The organism is Ferribacterium limneticum (assembly GCF_020510625.1).
Lineage (GTDB): Bacteria > Pseudomonadota > Gammaproteobacteria > Burkholderiales > Rhodocyclaceae > Azonexus > Azonexus limneticus_A.
On the sequence record NZ_CP075191.1, the window covers coordinates 1,594,252 to 1,619,269 of the forward strand.

Sequence of the window (25,018 nt, forward strand, 5' to 3'; positions counted from 1 at the left end):
GGCTGTTGGCTAGTACGAGAGCTTGATGCTGGTCGCGGTTTCCGGTGCGCTCACATCAAAGGCGCTGTCGGCGAATTTTGGCGGCCCCATCACCTTGGGGTTGTTTGACAGCCCATAGCCTTCGATCGGAAACATGCCGAAGCGCAGGTTCAGCTTCTGATCAGAGTTTTCATCGTGGTAAGCCATGATGGCGTAGCGCCCTGGTGGCAGCCTGTCGAAGGCCAGTTTGGCCTCCCCTTTGGTGGCGGCGAGCGAAACGATCTGCACTGCCTTGTCTTCCTTGCGAAAGGTCTCCGGGTCGCGATAGAGCGAAACACGCAGATTGCCGACATCGTCGCGAACGCCTTGCAGGGTAACGACCAGCCGGGCTTCTTCGGCGTGCAGACTGCCTGAGACGAGCAGGCCGCTCAACAGCAAGCCGAAAAGCAGACGAGTTGCTCGTTGATTCATGAGGGTGTTGGTCATATTGGGCTGGGCAGCGGTCGGCATGGTCATGGCAAGCATGTTGATGGAAGGGAGCGGGTATTGTTCCCGGCATCTTGACGGGAGTCATGGAGCAGTTCTGCTGCGAGCGATGATACAGGCCGTTGGCGAGCTTTCAGGCATTGCTAGTCGCCAGGGATGCCTGGTTTTTCAACAGCAATTGCATTTTGCGGCCGGCTCAACCCCGCTCTCACCATGCTAGAATCGCAACATTGTCTTGAATATCTTGAGGAAAGCAGCGAAATGGGTGAAGTCAATACCAGCTACGTGTCCGATCACCAGACTTGGATGAACGAACAACTCGCAAAAAATCCGCAGTGGGTCGAAGATCAGAAGGCCGGTCGTGCCTTGTGGTGGGACAAGAAGCAGGATGTCGATACCACCGCCCGCAATGCAGGCTCCAAGGTGCCGCAGAAGTCTTATCCCTACGACGTGAATTTCTTCGGCGAATAATCGCCTGCGAATTCCAGTCGTTAAAAAAGCCGGTCATTGACCGGCTTTTTGTTTGCCTGCGCGCCGGACCAGCCGGCGCGTAGCAGCTAATCGCCTAGCCCGTCAGCGGCTTGACGACGCGCTTGACGGCGGTGTCGTCCGGGTGCGGATGGATGGTGAAGCCCAGGCTGGTCATCAGACGGAACATCTTCGAATTGGTCGACAACACGTCGCCGACCACGGCGCGGTAGCCCTTCATGCGGGCACATTCGATCAGCGCGGTCATCAGCTTGCGGCCGACGCCGCACTTCTGCCAGTCGTCGCCGACAGCCAGTGCGAACTCGACCGATTCGCCGTCCGGATTGACCACGTAGCGTGCGACGCCAATCTGCTGCTCGTAAGGTTCAATGCCGTCGACGTTGTCCTCGACTTCCTTGGTGATGGTGGCAACCAGGGCCATTTCACGGTCGTAGTCGATCTGCGTGAAGCGGACCAGCATGGTTTGCGTCAATTCACGCAAGGTATCCATGAAGCGGTAGTAGCGCGACTCATCGGACATGGCCTTGACGAATTCCTGCTCCATGTCGGCATCTTCCGGGCGGATCGGGCGAATGGTGACGACCTTGCCGTCATTCATCTGCCAGTCCTGGATCAGGTGCACCGGATACGGATAGATCGCCATGTGGGCGTAGCGGTCGCCAGAGGCGCTGGCGGCATGGTCGATAACGATACGGGCATCGGCCGCGATGGCGCCATTTTCGTCGACGATCAGCGGATTCAGATCTAGCTCCTGAATCCACGGCAGTTCGCAGACCATTTCGGAAATGCACAGCAGCACTTCCTTCAGGGCGTCGCGGTCGACCGGTGGCATGTTGTGGAACTGGTCGAGAATCTTCGAGGCACGGGTCGATTCGATCAGATCCTTGGCCAGGAACTTGTTCAGTGGCGGCAGGGCCACTGAGCGATCGCTGAAGATTTCAACGTCGAAGCCACCGGCACCAAAGGTGATGACCGGTCCGAAGATCGGGTCACGGAAGACGCCGATCATCAGTTCGCGGCCGTTCGGGCGCGACAGGAAGGGCTCGATTGAGACGCCGTTGATCTTGGCGTCCGGCCGGCGCTTTTGCACGGTGTCGATGATGTCGTGGTAAGCGTTGCGCACGGCAGGCGCATTGCCGATGTTCAGGCGAACGCCACCGGCATCGGACTTGTGCGGCAGATCGGGCGAATCGACCTTCATGGCGATCGGGAAGCCGATCTGCTCGGCCAGCAGCAGCGCCTCGGTGGCCGTGCGGGCCACCATGGTCTGGGCGACCGGCACCTTGAAGGCCCGCAGGATGGCCTTCGATTCCATTTCCGACAGCACCTTGCGGCGCTCGGCGAGCAGGGCCTCGATCAGCATCTTGGCGCCTTCGGCTTCCGGTCGGCCATGCTGGCGAGTCGGCTCCGGTGTCTGCAGCAGCAGCTTCTGGTTACGGTAGTACTTGGAAATATGGTGGAACAGTTCGATCGCGGTTTCCGGCATGCGGAAAGCTGGAATGCCGGCAGATTCGAGGAGCTTGCGGCCTTCTCGCACCTGCTCCTCACCCATCCAGCAGCAGATGATCGAACGGTTGAGCTTGTCGGCCACTTCGATGATGGCCTGGGCGACGGCCAGCGGATCGGTCATCGCCTGCGGCGAGAGCATGACCAGCGTGCTGTCGACACCCGGGTCGTTGGTGACGGCCATGATCGCGTCGCGGTAGCGCTCCGGCGTCGCATCGCCACCAATATCGATCGGGTTGGCGTGCGACCAGTTGGTCGGCATCGCCTTGTTGAGCACGGCCATCGTCTCGTTGCTCAGCTCGGCCAGCGGAATGCCCATGTCGCCGGCACGGTCGGCCGCCATGGCGCCCGGCCCGCCGCCGTTGGTGATGATGGCCAGGCGGTTGCCCAACGGGCGGAATTTGGAGGCCAGCGCCTTGGCCGCGTAGAACAACTGGCCAACGTTCTGGACGCGAACCACGCCGGCACGGCGGACGGCAGCGTCGAAAACGCTATCCGAAACAGCCGCCATGCCCGAGTGCATGGCCGTCGCGGCGGCACCGGCCTCGTGACGACCGGCCTTGAGCAGGATGATCGGCTTGATGCGGGCGGCGGAACGCAGGGCGCTCATGAAGCGGCGGGAGTTACGAATGCCTTCGACGTACATCAGGATGTAGTGCGTGCGGCTGTCGTAGATCAGGTAATCGAGGATTTCACCAAAATCGACGTCGGCGGTCATGCCGATGGAGATAACCGACGAGAAACCGACATCGTTAGCCTTGGCCCAGTCGAGTACGGCGGAGCACATGGCACCGGACTGCGAGACGAGGGCGAGGTTGCCAGGGGCTGCAGTGGTCTTGGAGAAGGTGGCGTTAAGGCCGAGGTCGGGGCGGATGATGCCCAGGCAGTTGGGGCCGAGGATGCGCACATTGTAGGAACGGGCGATTTCAAGAACCTTGCGCTCCAGCGCGGCACCGATATGGCCGGCTTCCGAAAAGCCGGAAGCGATGACGATGACGTTGCGCACGCCGGAACGTCCGCATTGTTCGATCAGCTGCGGCACGGTCTGCGGCCGGGTGGCGATCACCGCCATCTCGACGCGGGCACCGATTTCCTCAATCGACTTGTAGGCCTGCTGGCCCTGAATCGTCTCGTGCTTGGGGTTGATGGCGTAGAGGCGCCCCTTGTAACCCGAGCTGAGAATGTTCTTGAAGATGATGTTGCCGACCGAGTTTTCGCGGTCCGAGGCGCCGATCACGGCCACCGATTTCGGCTCAAAAAGCGCCGTTAGATAGTGCTGTTCCAACATGGCAAGCCCCTTGTTAGGCTGTTATTGTGCAGTGCAGAAGTTTGGCACATTGACGGTCTATTGTCATTGACCATATAGGGTTATTCCTAGGGGACAAGTCTGCACTCAAGCAACATCGATTGCGACAGGGCACGGTGCACCGGGCACTTGTTGGCGATCTCCAGGAGACGCTGGCGCTGCTCATCGGTCAACTCGCCTTCCAGGACGATATCGCGGTGGATGCAGTCGCGGGTGACGCCGTCCACCTCGACTTTTTCGTGGCTGAGCGTGACGCTGACCTTGGTAAGCGCGAGGCCCTTGCGTTCGGCGTACATGCGCAAGGTCATCGAGGTGCAGGCGCCAAGGCCGGACATCAAAAAGTCGAATGGGGCAGGGCCGGCATCGGCGCCGCCCATGCTGGCTGGCTCGTCGGCAATCAATTGATGCTGGCCGACAGTCACGCCCTGCTGGTATCTTCCCTTTCCATTTTCTGCGACAACCACGACTCCCGACATGTCAGCCTCCTTGAATGAAATCGTTCAGATCATACCGCCTTCTCCCTGGGTGGCGCGCTATTGCGACCTGATGCCGGCGTCCGGTGAAGTCCTTGATCTGGCCTGCGGTAGTGGGCGCCATGCGCGGCTGTTGGCCGCACGGGGACATTCGGTGCTGGCGGTCGACCGGGATCTGGCCGCAATTGCCGGTTTGGAGGGCGTGGCTGGTATCCGGGCGCGACAACTCGATCTGGAGTGCGGCGAGTGGCCGCTGGCCGGGCAGTCGTTCAGCGGCATCGTGGTCACCAACTACCTGTGGCGACCGCGCTTGCCAGACCTGCTGGCCATGCTGGCCCCCGGTGGTGTGCTGATTTACGAAACCTTCATGCTCGGCAACGAAGCCTACGGCAAGCCGTCGAACCCTGATTTCCTGTTGCGGCCAGGGGAGTTGCGCGAGGTGGCACAGGCCGCCGGCTTGCGTGAGATCGCCTTCGAGGAAGGTTACACGGCCAGCCCGAAGCCGGCCATGCGTCAGGCGATCTGCGCTGTCCGCGACTGAACGATGGCGGCAGCCAGCCGCTGGATGCCGTCTTCGGACAGATCATCGGTCGAGAAACTGCCTGGATTCTGCAGGCCCGTGTAGTTGCGATCCTGCGAGCGCTGGTAGAGCGGATCGTAATGCTGTTCGAGCAGTTCGCGCACCAGCGTCGGCCAGTCGCCGTCGCGGATCAGCTGCTGCCAGCGATCCAGCGTTTCGCGGCTTTGCAGCGTGCGCAGCGCGTCGAGGCGGCCACACAGAAACTCGGGCAAGGTCAGGAAATAATCGTAATCCTTGAGCAGGAAGGCGACGCGGGCATCCAGCGTGGCATCGACGGCGACAAACTCGCCGCTGCGGATGCGTTCGATCATCGCTTCCGGCACATGCAGGTTGCCGATTTTTCGGCTCTCGGCCTCGACATAGACCGGGCGGGCCGGATCGAGTGCCGCCAGGGCCAGCATCAGTGAGGTTTCAAACCCCTTTTGCGAGGGCTGCGGCGAATCAGGCAGCACGCCAAGTACCGAGCCCTTGTGATTGGCCAGGTTTTCCAGATCAAGCACCTGCTCACCCAGCGCCCCGATGGCCTGCAGGATGCGCGTCTTGGCGCTGCCGGTGGCGCCACCGATGACGATGAAATGGTAGTGCTGCGGCAATTCCTCCAGCTGGGCGATGACATGGCTGCGCCACGCCTTGTAGCCGCCATCCAGTTGCCCGGCCTGCCAGCCGATGGCCTTGAAGATGGTCGTCATCGACCCGCTGCGGTCGCCGCCGCGCCAACAGTAGATCAGCGGCTTCCAGCTTTTCGGCCGGTCGAGGAAGCTTTCCTTGAGGTGCCTGGCAATGTTTTCGGAAACCAGCGCCGCGCCGATCTTCTTCGCCTCGAACGGCGAAACCTGCTTGTAGAGCGTGCCAACCTGGATGCGCTGTTCGTTATCCAGCACCGGGCAATTGATGGCACCGGGGATGTGGTCTTCGGCAAATTCGGCGGGGGTGCGGACGTCGATGATCTCGTCGTACTTCGCGAGATCGGCCACGGTAGGGCGATTGGGTTTCATCGGCTCTATTTTAACAGCGGCACAATGGCCGGCCAGACGTGGTCGAGAATCAGCGGCTGGGCCTCGGCCAGCGGATGCAGGTTGTCGGGCTGGAAATAGCGCGGGTTGGCCGCCACCGGTTCGAGCAGGAAATCAACCAGCGGCGCCTTCTTGGCCTTGGCAATGTCGACAAAGCTGCTATGGAAATCGGCGGCATAAGGCCCGTAATTTGGCGGCAGGCGCATGCCGGCCAGCACGACGCGGGCGCCGGCCGAGCGCGCGGCATCGACCATGGCATTCAGGTTGTCGCGCATCTGGGCCAGTGGCAGGCCGCGCAGCCCGTCGTTGGCACCCAGCGCAATGACCACGATCGCCGGCTGGTAAGTCTTGAGGGCAGGGGTCAGACGCGAACGTCCGCCGGCCGTGGTTTCTCCCGAGATCGACAGGTTGGCAACGCTATAATCAAGGCGTTTATCGCTCAGCCGCGTGCCGAGCAGCGAAGGCCAGGCCTGTTCGGGCCGGATGCCATAGCCGGCCGACAGCGAGTCGCCCATGACCAGAATGGTTTTGGCGGCCAGGGCTGGCGTGGTTGAAACGAGCAGGGCAAACAGGACAAGGATGAACCGCATGGCAGTTGGACCGGTGATTGAAGTATCTGGATTGGGCAAGACCGTCGATAACGGCGGCGAGCCGCTGACGATTTTGCAGGATATTTCCTTTTCGGTCATGCCGGGTGAAACCGTCGCCATCGTTGGCGCCTCCGGTTCCGGCAAATCGACGCTGCTCGGCCTGCTTGCCGGGCTGGATTCGCCGACTGCCGGCGAAGTCCGCCTGGACCGCGAATCCCTGAATGGCCTCGACGAAGACCAACGGGCAAAACTGCGCGGCCGCTTGCTCGGCTTCGTCTTTCAGTCCTTCCAGCTACTGCCCTCGCTGACCGCGCTGGAAAACGTCATGCTGCCGCTCGAACTCGCCGGCACCGCCTCAGCGGCCGACACGGCACGCGACTGGCTGACCCGCGTCGGCCTCGCCCACCGCCTGAAGCACTACCCCAAACACCTGTCCGGCGGCGAACAGCAACGCGTCGCCCTGGCCCGCGCCTTCGCCCCCAACCCGCAACTGGTGCTGGCCGATGAACCGACCGGCAACCTCGATGCCGCCACCGGCCAGCAGATCATCGACCTGATGTTCGACCTGAATGCCAAACAGGGAACCACCTTGCTGCTGGTCACCCACGACGAAGCCATCGCCGCCCGCTGCGGCCGTATCCTGCGTATTCAGTCCGGTCAGTTGGCTGGCTGAGTTTTCGGTTTGCGGTAGATGAGGAGGCTGCGCTTTTCGTCATCCGGGTGGGCGAAGCCTACCTGACCCTGTTTCACTTCACCCATCAGCACCATGTTGTCGCTGATTGCCTCGTGATCATCTTTGGTAAACGGCGGTGAATATGTCGTGATCACCCCATAGACGGGTTTTTGCAGGTTTTCCAGCGCGGCGCGGATTTTCGGGCCTTCGGCGCTGCCGGCCTGATTGATTGCTGCCATCAGCAGCAGCGCCGAGTCGTAGCCTTGGGCGGCCGAGACTGCCGAGGGAATGCGCTTGCCACCGTTGGCATTGTGATAAGCGCTAATGAAGGAAGTTCGGCGGTAGTTGTTCGGCGCCTCGACGAAGGTTTGCGGCATGCGCGCACCTTCGGCGTTCTTGCCGGCAGCTCCGATGAAATTTGGCAGCGACAGCGGCCAGCTGCCGATCATCGGCACTTTCCAGCCCATCTTGGCCCGACTATTGGCGATGACGGCCAGTTCCGGGCCGATGGCATAGGTCAGGATCGCCTCGGCCCCGGCCTCGCGGGCTCGCTGCAGGTTGGCGGCGAGATCCTTGGTGCCGGGGGCAAAACTTTCGACCGCCACGGGTTTGAGTTCGAGTGCGGCGAGTTCCCGGGTTAGCTGGTCGCGCCCTTGTTCGCCATAGGGCGTGCTGTCGTGGAAAATGGCGAGCTTGCTGTAGCGGCCGCGCTTGACTGCCTCGCGAACGATCATCGCGGCCTGGATGTCGTCGCTGGCCGAGTTCCGGAAAACGTAGCTGTCCTGGACGGTCGGCGGGAGAAACTGCCGGGCCACGGTGCTGCCGGTCGCAACGTTGACGATCACCGGCAGATGGGCTTCCTGGTAGGTTTTTAGCGAAGCGAGCGCGACGCCCGTGTTGATGAAACCCAGTCCGGCAACCACCTTGTCCTGGCGAATGGCCTCCTCAACCACCTGCTTGCCGGTCGCCGGGTCGCCCTTGTCATCCTTTTCGACCAGAACTAATTGGCGCCCGAGCAGCCCGCCGCCCAGATTCATTTCGCTGATCGCCAGGCGGACACCGGCCAGCATCGACTGGCCCATCGGCGATGAAGGGCCGGAGTAGGGGCCAGTCACGGCGATCCGGATCGGTTCCGCCGCCGAAGCGGCCTGGGCGCAGAAGCAGAGCGCAATGCCGCTCATGACGGCTGAAATTTTTTTCATGTTTCCTCCTTGGTGGGAGGCAAGCCTAGTGCTCTGGCGATGCGAGCGGAATTAGGGTTGTCACTAAGCGGGAAAACCCGTATTCAGGCCTGTTTATGCGGGATGCCGGCAGTCTCCGGAACCGCTTTCCGGGCCGAAAAGCGCTCGGAACTCCGCCGGCTCAGGTCAGCTTGCCATCTCCAATCGGACGAAGTCGGGCTCCTTGGTGGCCAACTCGTGGATGGTCGCCGGGGCGATTCAATACAATCGAATGGCTGAGTCGAAATGCCAGGTCCGGCGGATTTCGATCACGTCGTAGTCGCGGGCAAGCCCCGGCTGGAAAGGCTGGTACGGGGCATGGGACTCGATGATGCGGCGTACGGCATCGTCTATGGCCGGCACGCCGCTGGAGCGGACAAAGCTAATCGACTCCACCGAGCCATCTCTTCGAATCGCTACCGTCACCATTGGGTCGGTGTGGGTTTGCCTGGCTGCTTCACGGACTATGTCGAAGCCCATGTTCAGATGGATCTTCCGGGCCCAGGCTTCGGCGTACCAGACGAGTTCTGCGTTGGTGTCAGTGCGCCCGAACAGCCTGCCGCGGCGGAAGAGGCTTGACGACGGTGATCGCTGCCGGGCCTCCTCGGCGGCCGCGCGGCGCGCTGCTTCCTCGTCCAGCTGCCGTCCCATCGCCCGACGCGCGGCATCGCGCCTTGCATCCTGCTCGCGTTTTTCCTCGGCCCTCGTGGCTTCCTCTCTGGCTGCGGCTTGCCGGGCACTTTCCTGGCGCTCGGCTTCGCGTCGTGCGGCATCAGCGCGAGCAGCTTCTTCCTTGGCGGCGGCCTGTCGGGCTGCTTCCTGGCGCTCGGCTTCGCGTCTGGCGGCATCAGCGCGAGCAGCTTCTTCCTTGGCGGTGGCCTGTCGGGCTGCTTCCTGTCGCTCTGCTTCGCGCCTGGCGGCTTCGGCTCGTGCGGCTTCCTCCTTGGCTGCAGCTTGTCGGGCTGCTTCCTGGCGCTCGGCTTCGCGCCGGGCTGCTTCGGCTCGTGCGGCATCTTCCTTGGCCGCTGCTTGTCGAGCTGCTTCCTGGCGCTCGGCTTCGCGCCGGGCTGCTTCGGCTCGTGCGGCATCTTCCTTGGCTGCTGCTTGTCGAGCTGCTTCCCGACGCTCGGCTTCACGTTTAGCCGATTCAGCCCGTGCTGCTTCATCCTTGACAGCGGCTTGTCGGGCTGCTTCCTGTCGCTCGGCTTCGCGTCGGGCGGCTTCGGCCCGTGCGGCTTCCTCCTTGGCGGCGGCTTGTCGGGCTGCTTCCTGGCGCTCGGCTTCACGTCGGGCAGCTTCGGCTCGTGCGGCTTCCTCCTTGGCGGCGGCTTGTCGAGCTGCTTCCTGGCGCTCGGCTTCGCGCCGGGCGGCATCAGCGCGAGCAGCTTCTTCCTTAGCGGCGGCCTGTCGAGCCTTCTCCTGGCGCTCGGCTTCACGTCGGGCAGCTTCGGCTCGTGCCGTTTCCTCGTTGATTGCAGCCAGTCGAGCAATCTCCCTGCGTTCGGCTTCCCGGCGCGCTATTTCTGCTCGTGTCGCTTCCTCCTTGACGGCCGCCTGCCGGGCGTTCTCATGTCTTTCAGTCTCGCGTCGTGCTGCTTCAACGCGCGCCGATTCCGCTTTTGCAGCGGCCTGTCGAGCCTTTTCTTGTTGTTCGGCTTCGCGCCTGGCCGCTTCAGCCAGCGCTGCTTCCTCCCTGGCGGCGGCTTGTCGGGCGTTTTCCTGCTGCTCGGCCTCGCGTCGTGCTGCTTCCGCGCGCGTAGCTTCTTCCTTGGCGGCTGCCTGTCGGGCACTTTCCTGCCGCTCGGCTTCCTGTCGCGCCGATTCAGTCGGCGTGGTTTTCTCGACGATTGGCTCCAGCGCGGGAGGCTCGATTTCGGACTGGGTTTCACCGTCGGCATGGGCTGACGTTGTCGATTGGACAGGTGGTGGTTCCGGCGGGGCAGCGGGCACGACGAAATCGTTTTTTTTCGACTGCTCCAGCGCGATGACTGCCGGGAACGGCTTTGGCGCGGGCGGCTCGACCGGAGATGCCTGCACGAGTTCTTTGCGGGTTGCATCCGCTGGCCTTGAAGAGGCCTTCGCTGTCGGGTCACTCCGGGACTCGGTCGCCGGGGCTGGCGGTGCCGGGGATGGTTCCGGGGTGACCTCGGGGACTTTGAATATCACCACCAGTTCGCCTGTGGCGGCGGGTTGCTCGTTCGAGGCTTCAGGTAGCGGCTGGGGTAGCGGCGGGGGTTCCGGGGGGCTGGCGGGTTCCGGGGGGATGACCGGCGCCGGGGCGAGCACGACTTGCAGATTGGGAACTTCGATTCGCCGAACCTGCCAGGGGAAGGCCAGGCCGGGTAGCCCGAATTCGTCACCAAACAGGGTGAGGCTGAGCAGCAGGGCATGGAACAGCGTCGATAGCAGCAGGGCAAAGGCGAGCCGCAGGCGCTGGAGGCGCATCCGGCGAAGTGCTTGCTGGTTGGGGCCGACGGCTGCCATTGCCGATCCCGGCAAGCGTGGCGTCGTGCCGGTCTCTGCCGGACTCAAGTGCACTCCGCCATTGTGCAAGGTGCCGCGAAACGCCGGCGGGGCGGCAAACCAGATGTGCCCCGTGGCGCGTTCGAATGGCTGCGAAATACCAAGGGGTTCTGCTTGCGACAGACGGGCAGGCAGATGGCGGTGGCCTTGGTTGAACGGATATGCATGTGGGAATTATGGGGGCACGGGCAAGCGGCCTGCAACGAAAGCTTAGCTGCTATGGCCGTGCATCAATTTCGTTTTTGGGCGTTTTTTCGGGTTGACCGCGCCCCGCAGGAATCCGCAGCGACATGCCAACTCTGCTGGCCGTCTTGCTGGGCAGGGGGCATCAGCACGCTTGGGGTGAAGCAAGCTCGGCAAAGCGTGTTTTCTACAGCGTCCGCACCGCGTGCATCATGCCCGGGTCGTCGGCGTCGCGCCTGACTTCGAAACCGAGCTGGCGGGCGAATTTGATCATCTTGTCGTTGGAGGAAAGGATGAAAGCCTCCATCGTTTTCATGCCGCGCGTGCGGGCCGCGTCAATCAGCGACAGCATCAGAATGCCGGCCACGCCGCTGCCCTGCCATTCATCGTCGATGGCAATGGCGAACTCGCATTCGTCGCCGCTCGGGCCGGCCACATAGCGCGCCACGCCGATCTCGACGTTCTGCCCATCGCGCTGGATGATGGCGACCAGCGCCAGATGCCGCACGTAGTCGATCTCGGTCAGGTACTTCAGTTTGCCCGGCGGCAGTTCCTTGAGCGTGGACATGAAGCGCTTGTAGCGCGAATCGGCCGAAAGATGCTGGACGAAATCCTGTTCCATCGGCTTGTCGTCGGCGCGGATCGGGCGGATGGTGACCGGGCTGCCGTCGAACAGAAAACGGTTGCGGACGAGTTCGGCTGGATAGTCGGCCACGGCTTACTCCAGCGAAGCGGCGGGGATTTTCCCGGCCAGGTAGGCAACGATGCCATCCAGCGTCTGGACCTTGCCGTAGTCGGTTTCCGGGATATCGACGCCCAGCTTCTCGTGGATGCTCGCCAGCACGTTGAGCCAGTCCATGGAATCGAGGTCGATCTGGGTGCGCAGGGGTTTGTCGGCGATGATCCTGGCCGGATCGATTTCCGGGGCCAGGCGCTTGACGATGGCGAGCACGGCCGTGCGGATTCGTTCTTGCTGCTGACTCATTTTTTCTCCCGCTGCGCCTCGGCTTGTTCCAGCGTCGAACTGTCGCCTTCGGGCAGTCCGAGTTCCCTTGCCTTGAGCAGCCGGCGCATGATTTTTCCACTTCGAGTATGTGGCAGGGCCGGCACGAATGCAATTTCCTTCGGCGCCACCGCCGCCCCGAGACGCCGACGGGCGTGGGCCATCAATTCGAGGCGCAGCTCTTCGCTCGGCTCGATGGGCTGCTTGAGGACGACGAAGGCCTTGATCACCTCGCCGGCCAGCGCATCCGGCTTGCCGATGACGCCCGCCTCGGCGACCGCCGGGTGTTCCATCAACACGCTTTCCACCTCGAACGAGCCGATCAGATGGCCGGACGACTTGATCACATCGTCGCTGCGGCCGACGAACCAGAAGTAGCCGTCGGCATCGCGCCGCACCAGATCGCCGGTCAGGTAGAGATTGCCGGCAAAGCACTCGCGGTAACGCTCAGGCTGGTTCAGATAGCCGCGAAACATCGATGGCCAGCCGGTTTCCAGCGCCAGTTCGCCGACCGTGTCGGGTACCTCGATCACCGTAACCGGTTCGCCCGCCTGATGGCGAACGACATGGGCGGCAATGCCCGGCAGCGGGCGGCCCATCGAGCCGGGCTTGATGTCCAGCGCGGCGGTGTTGGCGATCATGATGCCGCCGGTTTCGCTCTGCCACCAGTTGTCGTGGATCGGCCGGCCGAAGGCTTCCAGGCCCCAGCACACCGCTTCCGGGTTGAGCGCCTCGCCGACGCTGGCAATGAAGCGCAAGTCGGGAAAACGGTGGCCGGCAAAGAGTTCGTGTCCGGCTTTCATGAGCAACCGGATCGCCGTCGGTGCCGTGTACCAGACATTGACCCGCTCGTTTTCGAGAAGGTGAATCCAGCGCAGCGGGTCGAAATCGGCCTCATCGACGATGCTCGTCACGCCCAGCAACAGCGGGGCGATGATGCCGTAAGAGGTGCCCGTCACCCAGCCCGGATCAGCCGTGCACCAGAACACGTCGTCCGGCCGCAGATCGAGGGCGGTTCGCGCTGTGGCGTAGTGGGTCAGCACGGCACCATGGACGTGGATGGCGCCCTTCGGCAGGCCGGTCGTGCCACTGGTGAAATGCAGCAGGGCCGGGTCTTCCGGGCTGGTCGGCACGAGCGCCGGGGTGTCGGGGGCGGCGCCGAGCAGGGCGTGCAGGTCCAGCGTATCCGCAAATGCGCCGGCGCCGATGTCATCAACTAGCAGAACATGCTGGAGCGAGGGGAGTTCCGGGCGAAGTGCCGCGACCTTGCGCTGATAGGCGCTGGCCGTGGTGACCAGCACCTTGCCGGCAGCCTGGGCAATGCGGCTGCGAATCGGCTCGGGGCCGAAGGACTGAAAAAGCGGTGAAACGACAGCGCCGATCTTGAGCGCGCCGAGCACGGCGACGTACAACTCGCAGATGCGGCCGCAGAGCACAAAAACGCGGTCGCCTTTCACCACGCCTAGCGACTTGAGGGCGTTGCCAAAACGGTCAGTCAGCTCGGCGAGTTCGCGATAGCTGATGTCGCGGGCGCTGCCATCGGCTCCCAGAAAACGGAAGGCGGTTTTCTCGGCATGGGCCGAATGGGCGTGGCGGTCCACAGCCAACTGGGCAATGTTGATCTCGCCATCGGGGGCGACGCCAAGTTCACGACCAATGTCTGCCCAGGAGAACGCAGCATCGCCAGCCTGGTCACCGGCTGTACGCGCATCAGCAGACTGTTTCCTAATTAACACCGGCTTCATCGGGGATTCCGCAGGAGGTATGCCACTGGATTCTGCGCTGCGCCATCGCCATCGGCAATGATGCTGCTCATGCGGGAGCGAAATGACGCCCGTTCAGAGGTGAGGACGAGCAACGCTGCCGTCGCGACCAAAGCGACCAGTGGAATCGCCATTTCAAATTCGAACGTTTTTTCCGGTTGACCGTGGAAATGCTCATCTGGCGGTTCGTCGGCCTTTGCAGGCGTTGTCGATGAGCCGGCGAAGTGGCCAGTGTCGTGCTGAGTATCGATGTTGAGGCGGCATGCCAGCCGCATTCGTGTAGAGTGTTTGGGTCGGCTACAGTCTCACCTAGTTCGAGACGAGATTGCGCCGCACTACGGAGGAGAAATCGATGACAGCTTCCAAGCCAGTGATGAAGATGCCCGAATTGCTGGTCTTTGCGAGGTTGCTCGCTACTGGCTTCGTAGGCGCAGAAGTTTGGTGTGTCGCCTTTATTCTTGGTGCGAACTTCGCTCCGACATTGTCTGATATATCCCTATGGGCGCAGATCGTCGGGATGTTAATCGGAACACTGATATGTCTGACATACGCAGCCAAGCGGGGAGCACTTTTCGCCGCCGCACGAATGGTCAGCAGTTTTCGTATCGATCTGCTGATCGCCATCGGTATCGGCATCTGGTCAAACGAACTAGCCTCACCTTGGCTAGACAAGGTCCACGCTGCGCTCAAGAATGCTGATCCTCAGTGGGCGCCTGCGCTCTTTCTTCTCCTTTGCGCTGTGCTGCTGTCGCCACTGATTCAGCAGTACTGGCCAAAACCCAAAAGAACGCCGCCTCAGATGTTCTTCATTGCGGATGAGGAAATCGGAGACGAGAAAGAAGATCTTCTTGCGAGCAAGGCTCAAGCCAAATCGTTCGCGGAAACTGTTCTCGCCAGTGGAGCCCACCCTGGACTTGTTTTTGGAGTCGATGGACCGTGGGGAATTGGTAAGACAAGCTTTATCAATCTCGCTGAGCGTTACTGGGCAAGAGCAGAAGACAGCACCATTGTTTGTAGATTCGAACCCCTTCGGTATGCATCAGAGCCAGACCTGGCGGATCGCCTGATTCGCGATTTGACCGCGGCGATTCAGCGAAAGGTCTTCGCACCAGAATTTCGGCCAGCCGCATCGCGGTACTCCCGGCTTATAAAGGGCAAGGCAGACGTGTCGTTCCTTGGGTTCAAACTTTCTTTGGAACCGTCGCAGGAGACCGTTGATGAATTACTTGACGATATCGATGAGGTCCTGAGGCGGATCGGCCGTCGCGTAATCATCGTCATCGACGATCTGGATCGATTGGATGCGAAGACAACCAACAACGTTCTGTTTGCAACGCGACGGACGTTCAAGCTCTCTCAGGCTACCTACGTCCTCTGCTACGACACTGAAATACTCGCAGGAAGCAAGGAGGAAGGTTCAAGGGCGCGTGAGTTCCTTGAGAAATTTGTGACAGTCAAGCTGAGCTTATTTGTCGACAGCTCCAGTATTCGGGACTTCTTGCGGAGAGATTGGCAACGAGCTGAAAACGAATTGGGCTCGATTCCTTCCGATACGATGGTAAAGCTCGGCGCCGTGCTCAACGTGTTGGCGGATATTCTCGACAGTGAGTTGGCAGCGAAGTACTTGCCCCTTGTTGGTAACTTTCGCAAGGTAAAGCGCTTCGTCAACGCCATGCTGCTCATGCAAATTGAGAAGAGCAACTTAGGTCGGACGGACTTTAATAAGCGCGACCTCATCAACCTCGTGCTTTTACACTTGAACTATCCGGGATTGTTCAGGCGTATCTATGCGGAAGAGACGGAAGGGCGTTGCGGGACCTTCTCGGTGCGTCGCGAATACGAAGAGAGCGAGTTCAAGTTCAAAAACTCGGCTGATTTCTCAACCTTGGTGGTAGAACAAGAAGAAACTGCTGGGTTCCTTTTGACTCAACTCTTCGACATAACAGCGCTGGAGCTTAGTGATCGAAGTGATGTCGATGAGGCGGTCTTGGCATCACGTGCTTGCTTCAATCAGGACTCCTTCAGGAATCTGGAGGGGTACCTCAAGCTCATTGTACGATTCGCCACACCGGAACCGCAGGATACATTTGTACTGTATCAGGAGGCCGTGGAACGAGTTCTTAAGGGGGCATCCATTGCTTCAATTCTTACGTCGCCTGACTTTCTGCTGGAGTATGCGCATGACCAGTTCTGGCGGGTGCTCGTCAATCAGTCTCATGATTTCACTCGCACTGTCGCCGAAGATGCCATCGAGACGCTCATCGACTATCTGCCTCGCTACTCTGCAATCAAGAATGATGATCGAGGATTGCGGCAGAGGTCGATCTACTCCCTGCTACGACTCTTGGATCGCGCTGGCTGGGGGAGGACATCGGGTCGGCGTCTCCCGAATACAGCAGAAAATGTCATAGAGATTGCATGGCGGATCTTCGGTGAACATCCCTACGAAGGTAAAGGTATCCTTCAGCGCCTTGTCGGCAGCGATCGCGGAGTCCTCGGTTGGAACGATCTCATGATATTCAGGCTTCAATGCTCGGCAGATCGTCAAGGACAACTGTACAACCTGCATACAGCCCTCATCGTCCATCAGCATAGAGATGCAGCAACAGCTGGTTTGGTCAATGATCTCGCGTTGATGGGAATGAGAGGACTGTCTCAAGCGGTCTTCTCATTATTCAAACGAACCTATATTGATTCACAGCGAAATTTTCTTTCAGAAGTCAGCGATGCCCCAGCAGAAGCGTTTCTGGGCGAAGCTACGTCCCAAATCGGTCAGCAAGTTTTAATGGACGATCAATCAGAGCGAGATGCAGCTTCGCTTGCTCAGCGTGTTTCCTCGGTGCGCTCCGCCGTAAAGTCCTTTGTGATCTACCAGCTAAGCAATCCGCTGCCCCCGAGAGGATCAGGTGTTGGCTGCGGGTTTTACGACGAGTGTGGGGCAGGCGATGGTGGTGGCATTGCAAGGCTAATGAATGAGTACGTTTTTGGCGTTTGCTTCAACCCAGATTTCCACGAGGACAACGTCTTTTTATTTCTTGACCACTGCCTATCACATTTGAGTAACTCGTTCTTTTCTGGAGGGGAAGAAGAAGGATTCTTTGCCTCCAAGGCTGAACTTCCGGGAGGTCTTGATCCGAAGGTGATGGGACGGTATTGGAGTCAGCATCAGGAGCTCATTCGCCAACTAGTCCAGCACGTTGAAGCGCGGCATGTGATCACATCCAGCTACGTAGCTACTTATAGCGAAGATTTGGCTGGGGTTTTCGCCGAGCTCGACAAATTGGCCGACGAAGCAACTGCGGTTGGAAAAGAGTCCGGAAAACTTCTACAGACCCCGTCTTGAGCGTGATCGAACGGGCGTTGAGCCCAAGTCACAGACTCGGAATGGTAGGCGTTCACAGGACTTCAAGGCCAGTTGATTGCCCCAGCAACATTTTTCAACTGATACGAACGATTGGCGACAATGACGTAATTGCGGTCGGTTACGCTTCAAGCACTGTAGTGACCGCACCGACAGGCCATTGTTCTCTCTAGAGACCCGAAAAACCCAATTTCAAATTTGGCCGTTTTTTCCGGTTGACCGTAGGAATAGCAAGCCAGCCGGTCAGGCGCCTGATTCCGACGCTTCGGCTTCCTCGATCAGGCGCCGGCTTTCATTCGGGTCGCGGAAAATGAGGGGCTGGGTCTGGCGGCCCGGATTAGTGGCGTTTTCGAGCGCCGCGCTGACGATTTCATGGTGCGGGCTTTTCGGGCAGACCGGGTCGGCCGCGTCTGCGTCGCCGGCCAGCAGGTAGGCCTGGCAGCGGCAGCCGCCGAGGTCTTCTTCCTTGTGATCGCAGTCGCGGCAGGGTTTTTTCATCCAGCCGGTGCCGCGGTAGTGGTTGAAGCCTTCGGACTCGTGCCAGATCTCGCGCAGGCTGCTGTCGCGGACGTTCGGGAAGCTCAGACCGTGCAGCATGCGGGCGGTGTGGCAAGGCAGGGCGGTGCCGTCCGGCGTTACGGTCAGGAAGACGTTGCCCCAGCCGTTCATGCATTTCTTCGGCTTGCCTTCGTGGTAATCGGGAACGACGAAAAGGATGCGCATGCGCTCGGCCAGCTTTTCCTTCCATTCGTTGGTGATGGCCTCCGCGCGGCGCAGTTGTTCGCGTGACGGCATCAGCTGGTCGCGGTTGAGCAGCGCCCAGGAGTAGTACTGGGCGTTGGCCAGTTCGAGGTATTCGGCGCCGAGTTCGTCGGCCATTTCGATGATGCGGCCGATGTGCTCGATGTTGAGGCGGTGGATGACGACGTTCATGACCATCGGCCAGCCGCGCGCCTTGATCATTTCGCCGACCTTTTGCTTGAGGTCGAAGGTGCGCGTGTGGGTCAGGAAATCGTTGATTTCCTTGGTCGAGTCCTGGAAGGACAGCTGGATGTGATCGAGGCCGGCGGCCTTGAAGGCGTCGAGGCGGGCTTCGGTGAGGCCGACGCCAGAGGTGATCAGGTTGGTGTAGTAGCCGAGCTGGCGGGCTTCGCTGATGAGTATCTCCAGATCGTCGCGGAGCAGCGGTTCGCCGCCGGAGAAGCCGCATTGCACGGCGCCCAGTTCGCGCCCTTCGCGCAGGACGCGCAGCCAGTCATCGGTGCTCAGCTCGGTCTCGTGTTTGGCGAAATCGACCGGGTTGTAGCAGAACACGCAGTGCAGCGGGCAGCGGTAGGTGACTTCGGCCAGCAGCCACATCGGCGGGCCGATTTTGGCCGGGGCGTTCATGCCTTGGCTCCCGTTTCCAGTTTTAGCCAGCGTTTTTCGATGGCCATGGCGAGAAAGGCCTCGACGTCGCCCCTCAATCCGCTGGTTGAAAATGCCGCTTCAAGATCGGCGACGATGGCCGCGATATCGCGCTGGCCATCGCAGCGGGCGAGGATCTCGCCGCCGCTCTGGTTGAGCTTGATCATCCCTTCCGGATAGAGCAGCACGTGGCATTGCTGCGCCGGCTCCCACTGGAAGCGGAAGCCGTGGCCGAGGTGCGGCGTGCCGTCCATCAGGCGACTTTCCGTTCGGCTTCGACGCTGCAGGTGACGCCATTGGTGCCGTAGTGCTGGCCCATGACGTCGTTCATCGACCACAAAATGTCGAGCTTGAACTTGAGGATCTGCACGGCGCGTTCCTGCATGGCGCGGGTGCGGAAGTAGTCGAGCGTGACATTGAGACCCTGGATCACGTCGCGCGGTGCCTGGCTGGTGCGGTTGCGGAAATACTGCAGGCCGGACGACTCGATCCACGGGTAGTGACCGGGCCAGGTGGCCAGGCGCTGTAGATGGATGACGGGGGCGAACAGCTCAGTCAGCGACGAGCAGACGGCCTCCTGCCACGGGGCGCGGCGGGCGAAGTTGATGTAGGCGTCGACGGCGAAGCGGACGCCGGGCAGGACGTGGCGCAGGTCGACGATTTCCTCGCGGCTCAGGCCGACGGATTCGCCGAGGCGTATCCAGGCCTCGATGCCACCGGCGTCGAGCATTTTTTCGCCATTCGGCAGGCCGTATTCGAAACCGTCATGGTCGAGAATGCGCTGCACCCAGCCCCGGCGCACTTCGCGGTCCGGGCAGTTGGCCATGATCGCCGCGTCCTTCACCGGAATGGCGATCTGGTAGTAGTAGCGGTTGGCGACCCAGCCGCGAATCTGCTCGGGCGTGGCGTGGCCGGTGTTGAGCATGACGTTGAACGGATGGTGGATGTGATAGGCCTTGCCGTTCTCGCGCAATTGCGCTTCGAACTCCTCGCGGCTCCAGGCCGGGCGGCCATCGTCGGCGTCGTGGGATTCGGCAAGGATGTCGGCTCGGATCATGGCGGTCTCTCTTTTAGATGGTGATGCGGGCGCCGTCCTCGGCGACCTCGATACCGCGCCGGGTCAGTTCGGCGCGCTGCGGCGAGTTTTCGTCGAGGATGGGATTGGTGTTGTTGATGTGGATGAGGATTTTGCGCACGTCTTTCGGCAGCTCGTCCAGCCAGTCCATCATGCCGCCGGGGCCGGATTGCGGCAGGTGGCCGATGTCGCGGGCGGTCTTGGTGGATAGGCCGGCGGTGATCATTTCATCGTCGGTCCAGAAGGTGCCGTCGACCATGATGCAATCGGCTTCGGCCATGCGCGCGAAGACCTCCGGCGTGCGGGCGCCGAGGCCGGGGGCGTAGAAGAGCTTGACGCCGCTCGCCAGGTCGGTGATGCTGACGCCGACGTTGTCGCCATCCACCGAGGCTTCGCGGTGCGGCGAATAGGGCGCCGCCTTGCTCGAGAGCGGCAGCACGGAGAATTCGAGGCCGGGTACCTTGGGCATGGCGAAGGGCGTGCCGTCGAGCGGAAGGTCGTGGTGGTCGACGCCGCAATAATGTTCCAGCACCTTCAGCACCGGGTTGCCGGTGGTCAGGTCTTCATAGACCGGCTCGGCGCACCACAGCGGCATCTTGGACTTCTGCTCGCGCAGCATGAAGAGGCCGGTGGCGTGGTCGATCTGGCCATCGACGAGGAGGATGCCGCCGATGCCGGTGTCGCGCAGGGCGCGGTTCGGCTGCAATTCGGGGGTGGCCTTGATCTGTTGCAGGATGTCGGGCGAGGCGTTGAGCAGTGCCCAGTCCTGGCCGTCGTCGGTGCCGACGCAGATCGATGACTGGGTGCGCGGTTTGGCGCGGACACTGCCGTCGCGCAGGCCGGCGCAATTGCGGCAGTTGCAGTTCCACTGCGGGAAGCCGCCGCCGGCCGAGGCGCCGAGAATGATGAGTTTCATGTGTTCGCACTCAAGCCAGAAAATTGTCATCCCCGCGTAGGCGGGGATCCAGTTCGTTGTCTTCCCTGGGTTCCCGCTTACGCGGGAACGACAAACTGATTAAATCAGTGCCTCCCTTAGCGGGCGGCGATGTACATCGTGATTTCGAAGCCGAAGCGGAAGTCACAAGCAGTCGGGGTTTCCCATTTCATTTAGATAGTCTCCGTTATGGATTGAACGTCCGGCGGCACTTGCTGCCGGTTGTCCGCCGTTTTTCAGCGATGCGGCGGACTGGATTGAACTATCGCAAGGGGGCTGACTTGGCGCTCCGCGGGAATCATGAATTGGCCATCATGATTTTCATGAGATTCGGGTCGTGCCTGTCTGGCGGGCGTTGGCGATGGTTAGAATGGCCCGCATGTCTGCTGCTTCCACCGCCTTGCATTCTTCTGTTCAGCCGTTTGATAGCGGCTGGCTTCCGGTCTCCGGTGGCCATCGCCTTTACTATGAACAGCGAGGTTTGCGGACTGGTATTCCTGTGTTGATCCTGCACGGCGGTCCCGGCTCCGGCTGCTCGCCGCTGATGGCCGGCTTCTTCGATCCGCAGCGCTATCGCGTCATCTTGCTTGACCAGCGCGGAGCCGGCAAAAGCCTGCCGGCCGGAAGCTGTGAAGAAAACACGACGCCTGCGCTGATCGATGACATCGAGTTTTTGCGCCGGAACCTAGGCATTGATCGCTGGCTGGTAATGGGCGGTTCGTGGGGGGCCACGCTCGGTATTTTGTACGCTGCCGCGCATCCCGGGCAGCTCAGCGGATTGCTGCTGCGTAACCCTTTCCTGGCGCGGGCGGCTGATCTCGACTGGTTTTTTGGCGGCGCCCGTCTGCATCATCCTGAGGCGTGGCGGCACTGGGCGGCGCTCGGCGCGCCGGAAGCGCCGGGTGCCATGCTGCACTGGCTGACTGAGTGCTTCCGCAGTGCGCCGCCGTCAGCGTTGGCGGCGTACGTCACCGCCTGGCATGTCTGGGAATGCGCCTTGGCCGGGGCGCCGAGTCGGACCTTGAGTCCGGCAGATATCGATTTATTGCAGGCGCGCTATCGCCTGCAACTCCATTACTTCTGCCATGCCTGCTTCATTCCGGAAGGCGGCGTGCTTGCCGCCGCCGAGCGCATTGCCGCGACGAACGTGCCGATCCATGTTGTGCAAGGCCTGACCGACCACGTTTGTCCGGCCAGCGCGACGACCGTCTTGCTGGAGGAACTGCCGAACGCTGGCTGCACGTGGGTCGAGGGCGTCGGGCACGATCCCTATGCACAGGCCATGCTGGCGGCGACGCTTGGGCTGGTCGAATCCTTCGCGGCGCTTGGGCGCTTTGTGCCTTGAAAATCGGCGCTAGTGGCGAAATGCCATACAGTTAAGCGTCATTCCCTGCGGTCTCGACACACCCGGGACTCCGCTTCGCGGCGGGCGAAGCGGGAATTGATAAGTGTGGCATCGGCTGGGTTCCCGCTTTCGCGGGAACGACGAATGGATGTTTTGCTTTTGGCCGTTTTCCCGGTTGACCGTGGAAAATTGCGCCGACTTCAGATGTTCGTTATTTGCCGCGCCGCCCGCAAACCGCTACGCACGGCGCCTTCGAGCGTCGCCGGGTAGTCGGCCCAGGTGTAGTCGCCGGCCAGAACGAGGCGGGGGTTCGCGGTTTTGAAATCCGGTCGATGCAGTCCAGGACAGGCCGAAAAGGTGGCGCGTTTTTCGCGGATGACCTTCTGCCAGTCGTTCGGGTTCGGCAGACCGAGTTCTTCGTCGAGCGCGGCGGCAAGGGCCGCGTCGTCCAGTTTTTCCCATTCGCCATGCCCACTCAGGACGCAGGCCAGCATGCCATCGCCACGGTCAACAACCCACTGGCAATGGCCGCCAAGGCGGTTGCTGAGCGGGAACGATGATTTCATTTTTGGCACAAAATTCCGGTAGACCGTAGCAATCGGCTCGTAGGCGTAATTCGTCGCAGCGGCTGGCCACAAGGCGCCGACATGCTGCGGTGCGGTGGCGATGATGGCGGCGGTGAAAGGCTCACCGTCGATGGCGATGCCGCTTTCCGCTTCTGTAATCTGGCTGACCCGCCTGCTCAGGCGGATTTGTGCGCCATGCGCTTGCAGCCATCGTCCGGCCGGTTCCGGCAGCAGTTGGCCGAGATCGACTCGGGGCAGCAGCAGGTCGGTGTCTTCTCGGCGCGAACTGCCCAGGCTGTCGCGCAGGACGTTGGCGAACAGTTGTGCCGAGGCGCGTTCGGCCGGCAGGTTCAGCGCAGCCAGGCAGAGCGGTTCCCATAGATGGCGGCGCAGGGCGCCGGTTTGGCCGGCGTCGTCCAGCCATTCGGCGACGGTCGTTTCGCGGGCCAGTTTGAAGCCTCGGCGCTTGATGCCGTCCATCCACAGTGCGGTTCGCAGCTTTTCACCGAGGCTGACCCCGCTGGCGCTGAGCAGTCCCCAGGCGACATTGAGCGGGGCGGGCAGGCGGGGCAGGGCAAGGCGAAAGCCGGTGTTGTCGATGACCCGCAGCGGGCGGCGGGCGAAGAGTTCATCGGGATCGGCGCCGACCCGGCGCATCAGCGCCAGCGTGTCGCGGTAGGCGCCGAGCAGGATGTGCTGGCCGTTGTCGAGCCGGCGGCCATCAACCTCAACGCCCCGAGCCCGCCCGCCGAGCACGCGGCCGGCTTCGTATAGCGTGGTTTGAACGCCGGCTGCGGTCAGTTCGACTGCAGCGGCAAGGCCCGCCCAGCCGCCACCGATGACGGCGACCCTCAATGGCTCAGCCCTTGATCCAGGTCTTGGCAGCCAGCCACAGCTTGCGCGTCGGCGGCAGCGAAATGCGCTGGTGCAGCACCTGGAAATTCTCGCGCTTGATCTCGTCGAGCACGGTGCGATAAATCGCCGCCATGATCAGCCCCGGGCGCTGGCTCTTGCGGTCGATGGCCGGTAACTGGGCGAAGGCTTGCTCGTAGTACTTCTCGGCGCGCTCGTACTGGAACTGCATGAGGGCCGTGAAGTTGTCCGAATACTTGCCGTTCAGGATGTCGGCAGCCGGCACGTTGAACTGCTTGAGTTCGTCCATCGGGATGTAGATGCGGCCGCGCCGGGCATCTTCGCCGACATCGCGGATGATGTTGGTCAGTTGGAAAGCCATGCCGAGGTCGTGCGCATATTTTTGCGTCTGGCGTTCTTGGTAGCCAAAGATTTCGGCGGCGAGCAGCCCGACGACGCTGGCGACGCGATAGCAGTAAAGCGACAGTCCCTTGAAGTCGAGATAGCGCGACTGCATCAGGTCCATCTCCATGCCGTCGATGATCTCCAGCAATTGTTCCTTGGGCAGGCTGATGCTCTTGTCGACTGCTTTCAGTGCCAGGCCAACCGGGTGTTGCGGCTGGCCATCGGCGACACGCCCGATTTCCTGGCGCCACCAGGTGAGTTTGGTTGAGGCGATTGATGCATCGTTGCATTCATCGACCACGTCATCGACTTCGCGGCAGAAGGCATAGAGGGCCATGATCGCCTGGCGACGCACCGGTGGCAGGAACAGGAAGCTGTAGTAGAAGGAGGAGCCGCTGGCCGCGCACTTCTCCTGGCAATATTGGTCAGGATTCATGGGGCTACATTCTAATGGAACGGCCGGCCAGAACGAGCCAATCCCATTTGCCGAGCTTGGGTCGGCGGTTGAAAACGTCACCGCGTACCTGGCGGAGACGTTCAAGAATGCGCAGCCCGCCCTGCATGGTCAGGCGAATTTCCCAACCAAGGCGGCCGGGCAGGGCGTGGACGAGCGGGGCGCCGCGCTGCATCAGCGCCGTCGCCCGGTCGATTTCGAAATCCATCAGTGCCGCCCAGTTGGCCGACCAGCGGCTGTGCGCGATGTCGTCCTCGCTGATCCGGAAATGCGGGAAATCGGTCTGCGGGATGTAAACGCGATCTTTTTGCCAGTCGACTGCCACATCCTGCCAAAAGTTGATTAGCTGCAAGGCGGTACAGATGCAGTCGGATTGTTCGAGGTGTTCAGGCTCGGTACGCCCGAACAGATGCAACACCAGTCGCCCGACCGGATTGGCCGAACGGCGGCAGTAGTCGTGCAGTTCCGGGTAGTCGGCATAGCGTTTCTTGACGACATCCTGGGCGAAGGCATCAAGCAGGTCGCGGAAGAGCTGGATGGGCAGGGCGTGGGTCGCAATCACCTTGGCCAGCTCAACGAATAGCGGTGTCTGCGGCGTTGTGCCAGCGGCGATCCGATCCAGTTCGGCCTGGTAAGCCGCCAAGCCTGCCAGGCGCTCTTCCGGTGATGCATCTCCCTCGTCGGCAATATCGTCGGCGCTGCGGGCAAAGCGGTAAATCACCTCGATCGGCTGGCGCATTGAGCGGGGCAGCAGCAGCGAGGCGACCGGAAAATTTTCGTAATGATCAACAGACATCGACGGTCTGCTCTGGAGAAGGTGGCTGAGTCAGTG

The 25,018-nt window shown here is 61.5% G+C and carries 23 protein-coding genes; 5 read left to right on the forward strand and 18 right to left on the reverse strand.

The annotated features are described in order from the left end of the window. Nucleotides 1-9: 9 nt before the first annotated feature. Nucleotides 10-495 (reverse strand): DUF2141 domain-containing protein, encoded by a 486-nt coding sequence (locus KI617_RS07520; protein WP_226451391.1) that lies wholly within the window; start codon nt 493-495, stop codon nt 10-12. A 183-nt stretch (nt 496-678) separates the two neighbouring features. On the opposite strand from KI617_RS07520, the gene KI617_RS07525 reads away from it, so the two are divergent. Further along, complete coding sequence (locus KI617_RS07525; protein WP_226451392.1) at nt 679-936, forward strand: DUF3460 family protein; 258 nt, start codon at nt 679-681, stop codon at nt 934-936. Between the two features lie 94 nt (nt 937-1,030). On the opposite strand, the gene KI617_RS07530 is transcribed toward KI617_RS07525, so the two are convergent. Together KI617_RS07530 and KI617_RS07535 are read right to left on the reverse strand one after the other, a co-directional pair. After that, on the reverse strand, nt 1,031-3,748 hold the full coding sequence (locus KI617_RS07530) for a bifunctional acetate--CoA ligase family protein/GNAT family N-acetyltransferase (RefSeq protein WP_226451393.1): 2,718 nt from the start codon (nt 3,746-3,748) through the stop codon (nt 1,031-1,033). 86 nt (nt 3,749-3,834) lie between these two features. Next, entirely contained in the window at nt 3,835-4,242 is a 408-nt protein-coding gene (locus KI617_RS07535; RefSeq protein ID WP_226451394.1) for an OsmC family protein, read from the reverse strand. On the opposite strand from KI617_RS07535, the gene KI617_RS07540 reads away from it, so the two are divergent. Further along, the gene (locus KI617_RS07540) at nt 4,241-4,780 is read left to right on the forward strand and encodes a class I SAM-dependent methyltransferase (RefSeq protein ID WP_226451395.1); all 540 of its coding nucleotides are present in this window, start codon (nt 4,241-4,243) and stop codon (nt 4,778-4,780) included. The genes KI617_RS07535 and KI617_RS07540 overlap by 2 nt on opposite strands. Here the strand turns inward: KI617_RS07540 and mnmH are convergent. Next, nucleotides 4,753-5,814, reverse strand: coding sequence for a tRNA 2-selenouridine(34) synthase MnmH (mnmH, locus tag KI617_RS07545; RefSeq protein WP_226451396.1), 1,062 nt, complete (start codon nt 5,812-5,814; stop codon nt 4,753-4,755). The two genes, KI617_RS07540 and mnmH, sit on opposite strands and share 28 nt — an antisense overlap. A 5-nt stretch (nt 5,815-5,819) precedes the next feature. Further along, entirely contained in the window at nt 5,820-6,422 is a 603-nt protein-coding gene (locus KI617_RS07550) for an arylesterase (protein WP_226451397.1), read from the reverse strand. On the opposite strand from KI617_RS07550, the gene KI617_RS07555 reads away from it, so the two are divergent. After that, the gene (locus tag KI617_RS07555) at nt 6,421-7,095 is read left to right on the forward strand and encodes an ABC transporter ATP-binding protein (protein ID WP_404826799.1); all 675 of its coding nucleotides are present in this window, start codon (nt 6,421-6,423) and stop codon (nt 7,093-7,095) included. The genes KI617_RS07550 and KI617_RS07555 overlap by 2 nt on opposite strands. Here the strand turns inward: KI617_RS07555 and KI617_RS07560 are convergent. The 5 genes from KI617_RS07560 to acsA all read right to left on the reverse strand — a co-directional run bounded on the left by KI617_RS07560 (nt 7,080) and on the right by acsA (nt 13,769). Beyond that, nucleotides 7,080-8,297, reverse strand: a complete 1,218-nt coding sequence (locus KI617_RS07560) for an ABC transporter substrate-binding protein (protein WP_226451399.1) — start codon at nt 8,295-8,297, stop codon at nt 7,080-7,082. The two genes, KI617_RS07555 and KI617_RS07560, sit on opposite strands and share 16 nt — an antisense overlap. 237 nt (nt 8,298-8,534) lie before the next feature. After that, a complete protein-coding gene (locus KI617_RS07565) occupies nt 8,535-10,847 on the reverse strand; it encodes a TonB C-terminal domain-containing protein (protein WP_226451400.1) in 2,313 nt (770 codons plus the stop codon). A gap of 361 nt (nt 10,848-11,208) precedes the next feature. Continuing rightward, entirely contained in the window at nt 11,209-11,736 is a 528-nt protein-coding gene (locus KI617_RS07570) for a GNAT family N-acetyltransferase (protein ID WP_226451401.1), read from the reverse strand. Between the two features lie 3 nt (nt 11,737-11,739). Beyond that, complete coding sequence (locus KI617_RS07575; protein ID WP_226451402.1) at nt 11,740-12,006, reverse strand: acyl carrier protein; 267 nt, start codon at nt 12,004-12,006, stop codon at nt 11,740-11,742. Further along, nucleotides 12,003-13,769, reverse strand: a complete 1,767-nt coding sequence (acsA, locus tag KI617_RS07580; RefSeq protein ID WP_226451403.1) for an acetate--CoA ligase — start codon at nt 13,767-13,769, stop codon at nt 12,003-12,005. The genes KI617_RS07575 and acsA overlap by 4 nt, the downstream gene beginning before the upstream one ends. 370 nt (nt 13,770-14,139) lie before the next feature. Between acsA and KI617_RS07585 the strand changes: the two genes are divergently transcribed. Beyond that, nucleotides 14,140-17,130 (forward strand): KAP family NTPase, encoded by a 2,991-nt coding sequence (locus KI617_RS07585; protein WP_226451404.1) that lies wholly within the window; start codon nt 14,140-14,142, stop codon nt 17,128-17,130. A 261-nt stretch (nt 17,131-17,391) separates the two neighbouring features. On the opposite strand, the gene pqqE is transcribed toward KI617_RS07585, so the two are convergent. The 5 genes from pqqE to pqqA form a co-directional block, all read right to left on the reverse strand. Further along, nucleotides 17,392-18,537, reverse strand: a complete 1,146-nt coding sequence (pqqE, locus tag KI617_RS07590) for a pyrroloquinoline quinone biosynthesis protein PqqE (protein WP_226451405.1) — start codon at nt 18,535-18,537, stop codon at nt 17,392-17,394. Beyond that, entirely contained in the window at nt 18,534-18,809 is a 276-nt protein-coding gene (gene pqqD / locus KI617_RS07595; RefSeq protein WP_226451406.1) for a pyrroloquinoline quinone biosynthesis peptide chaperone PqqD, read from the reverse strand. The genes pqqE and pqqD overlap by 4 nt, the downstream gene beginning before the upstream one ends. Beyond that, the gene (gene pqqC / locus KI617_RS07600; RefSeq protein ID WP_226451407.1) at nt 18,809-19,612 is read right to left on the reverse strand and encodes a pyrroloquinoline-quinone synthase PqqC; all 804 of its coding nucleotides are present in this window, start codon (nt 19,610-19,612) and stop codon (nt 18,809-18,811) included. Before pqqC ends, pqqD begins: the two co-directional genes overlap by 1 nt. A gap of 13 nt (nt 19,613-19,625) precedes the next feature. Continuing rightward, on the reverse strand, nt 19,626-20,546 hold the full coding sequence (pqqB, locus tag KI617_RS07605) for a pyrroloquinoline quinone biosynthesis protein PqqB (RefSeq protein ID WP_226451408.1): 921 nt from the start codon (nt 20,544-20,546) through the stop codon (nt 19,626-19,628). A gap of 116 nt (nt 20,547-20,662) precedes the next feature. Further along, the gene (gene pqqA / locus KI617_RS07610; protein WP_141353941.1) at nt 20,663-20,737 is read right to left on the reverse strand and encodes a pyrroloquinoline quinone precursor peptide PqqA; all 75 of its coding nucleotides are present in this window, start codon (nt 20,735-20,737) and stop codon (nt 20,663-20,665) included. Between the two features lie 206 nt (nt 20,738-20,943). On the opposite strand from pqqA, the gene KI617_RS07615 reads away from it, so the two are divergent. Further along, nucleotides 20,944-21,909 (forward strand): alpha/beta fold hydrolase, encoded by a 966-nt coding sequence (locus KI617_RS07615; protein ID WP_226451409.1) that lies wholly within the window; start codon nt 20,944-20,946, stop codon nt 21,907-21,909. Between the two features lie 200 nt (nt 21,910-22,109). Here the strand turns inward: KI617_RS07615 and hpnE are convergent, their stop codons facing one another. Genes hpnE through hpnC form a run of 3 tightly spaced genes read right to left on the reverse strand, consistent with a single transcriptional unit; the run spans nt 22,110 to nt 24,982 of the window. Then, complete coding sequence (hpnE, locus tag KI617_RS07620; RefSeq protein ID WP_226451410.1) at nt 22,110-23,330, reverse strand: hydroxysqualene dehydroxylase HpnE; 1,221 nt, start codon at nt 23,328-23,330, stop codon at nt 22,110-22,112. A 4-nt stretch (nt 23,331-23,334) separates the two neighbouring features. Continuing rightward, a complete protein-coding gene (hpnD, locus tag KI617_RS07625) occupies nt 23,335-24,168 on the reverse strand; it encodes a presqualene diphosphate synthase HpnD (RefSeq protein WP_226451411.1) in 834 nt (277 codons plus the stop codon). 4 nt (nt 24,169-24,172) lie between these two features. Next, the gene (hpnC, locus tag KI617_RS07630; protein WP_226451412.1) at nt 24,173-24,982 is read right to left on the reverse strand and encodes a squalene synthase HpnC; all 810 of its coding nucleotides are present in this window, start codon (nt 24,980-24,982) and stop codon (nt 24,173-24,175) included. Nucleotides 24,983-25,018 lie beyond the last annotated feature (36 nt).

Bases quoted from the DNA above. Each gene is read 5' to 3' on its own strand.
- KI617_RS07585 (WP_226451404.1), top strand. From the start codon at position 14,140: ATGACAGCTTCCAAGCCAGTGATGAAGATGCCCGAATTGCTGGTCTTT.
- KI617_RS07555 (WP_404826799.1), top strand. From the start codon at position 6,421: ATGGCAGTTGGACCGGTGATTGAAGTATCTGGATTGGGCAAGACCGTC.
- KI617_RS07525 (WP_226451392.1), top strand. From the start codon at position 679: ATGCTAGAATCGCAACATTGTCTTGAATATCTTGAGGAAAGCAGCGAA.
- mnmH (WP_226451396.1), bottom strand. From the start codon at position 5,814: ATGAAACCCAATCGCCCTACCGTGGCCGATCTCGCGAAGTACGACGAG.
- KI617_RS07560 (WP_226451399.1), bottom strand. From the start codon at position 8,297: ATGAAAAAAATTTCAGCCGTCATGAGCGGCATTGCGCTCTGCTTCTGC.
- KI617_RS07530 (WP_226451393.1), bottom strand. From the start codon at position 3,748: ATGTTGGAACAGCACTATCTAACGGCGCTTTTTGAGCCGAAATCGGTG.
- hpnD (WP_226451411.1), bottom strand. From the start codon at position 24,168: ATGAATCCTGACCAATATTGCCAGGAGAAGTGCGCGGCCAGCGGCTCC.
- KI617_RS07520 (WP_226451391.1), bottom strand. From the start codon at position 495: ATGACCATGCCGACCGCTGCCCAGCCCAATATGACCAACACCCTCATG.
- pqqC (WP_226451407.1), bottom strand. From the start codon at position 19,612: ATGATCCGAGCCGACATCCTTGCCGAATCCCACGACGCCGACGATGGC.
- KI617_RS07575 (WP_226451402.1), bottom strand. From the start codon at position 12,006: ATGAGTCAGCAGCAAGAACGAATCCGCACGGCCGTGCTCGCCATCGTC.
- KI617_RS07615 (WP_226451409.1), top strand. From the start codon at position 20,944: ATGTCTGCTGCTTCCACCGCCTTGCATTCTTCTGTTCAGCCGTTTGAT.
- hpnC (WP_226451412.1), bottom strand. From the start codon at position 24,982: ATGTCTGTTGATCATTACGAAAATTTTCCGGTCGCCTCGCTGCTGCTG.
- KI617_RS07540 (WP_226451395.1), top strand. From the start codon at position 4,241: ATGTCAGCCTCCTTGAATGAAATCGTTCAGATCATACCGCCTTCTCCC.
- pqqB (WP_226451408.1), bottom strand. From the start codon at position 20,546: ATGAAACTCATCATTCTCGGCGCCTCGGCCGGCGGCGGCTTCCCGCAG.
- KI617_RS07535 (WP_226451394.1), bottom strand. From the start codon at position 4,242: ATGTCGGGAGTCGTGGTTGTCGCAGAAAATGGAAAGGGAAGATACCAG.
- pqqD (WP_226451406.1), bottom strand. From the start codon at position 18,809: ATGGACGGCACGCCGCACCTCGGCCACGGCTTCCGCTTCCAGTGGGAG.
- pqqE (WP_226451405.1), bottom strand. From the start codon at position 18,537: ATGAACGCCCCGGCCAAAATCGGCCCGCCGATGTGGCTGCTGGCCGAA.
- acsA (WP_226451403.1), bottom strand. From the start codon at position 13,769: ATGAAGCCGGTGTTAATTAGGAAACAGTCTGCTGATGCGCGTACAGCC.
- KI617_RS07550 (WP_226451397.1), bottom strand. From the start codon at position 6,422: ATGCGGTTCATCCTTGTCCTGTTTGCCCTGCTCGTTTCAACCACGCCA.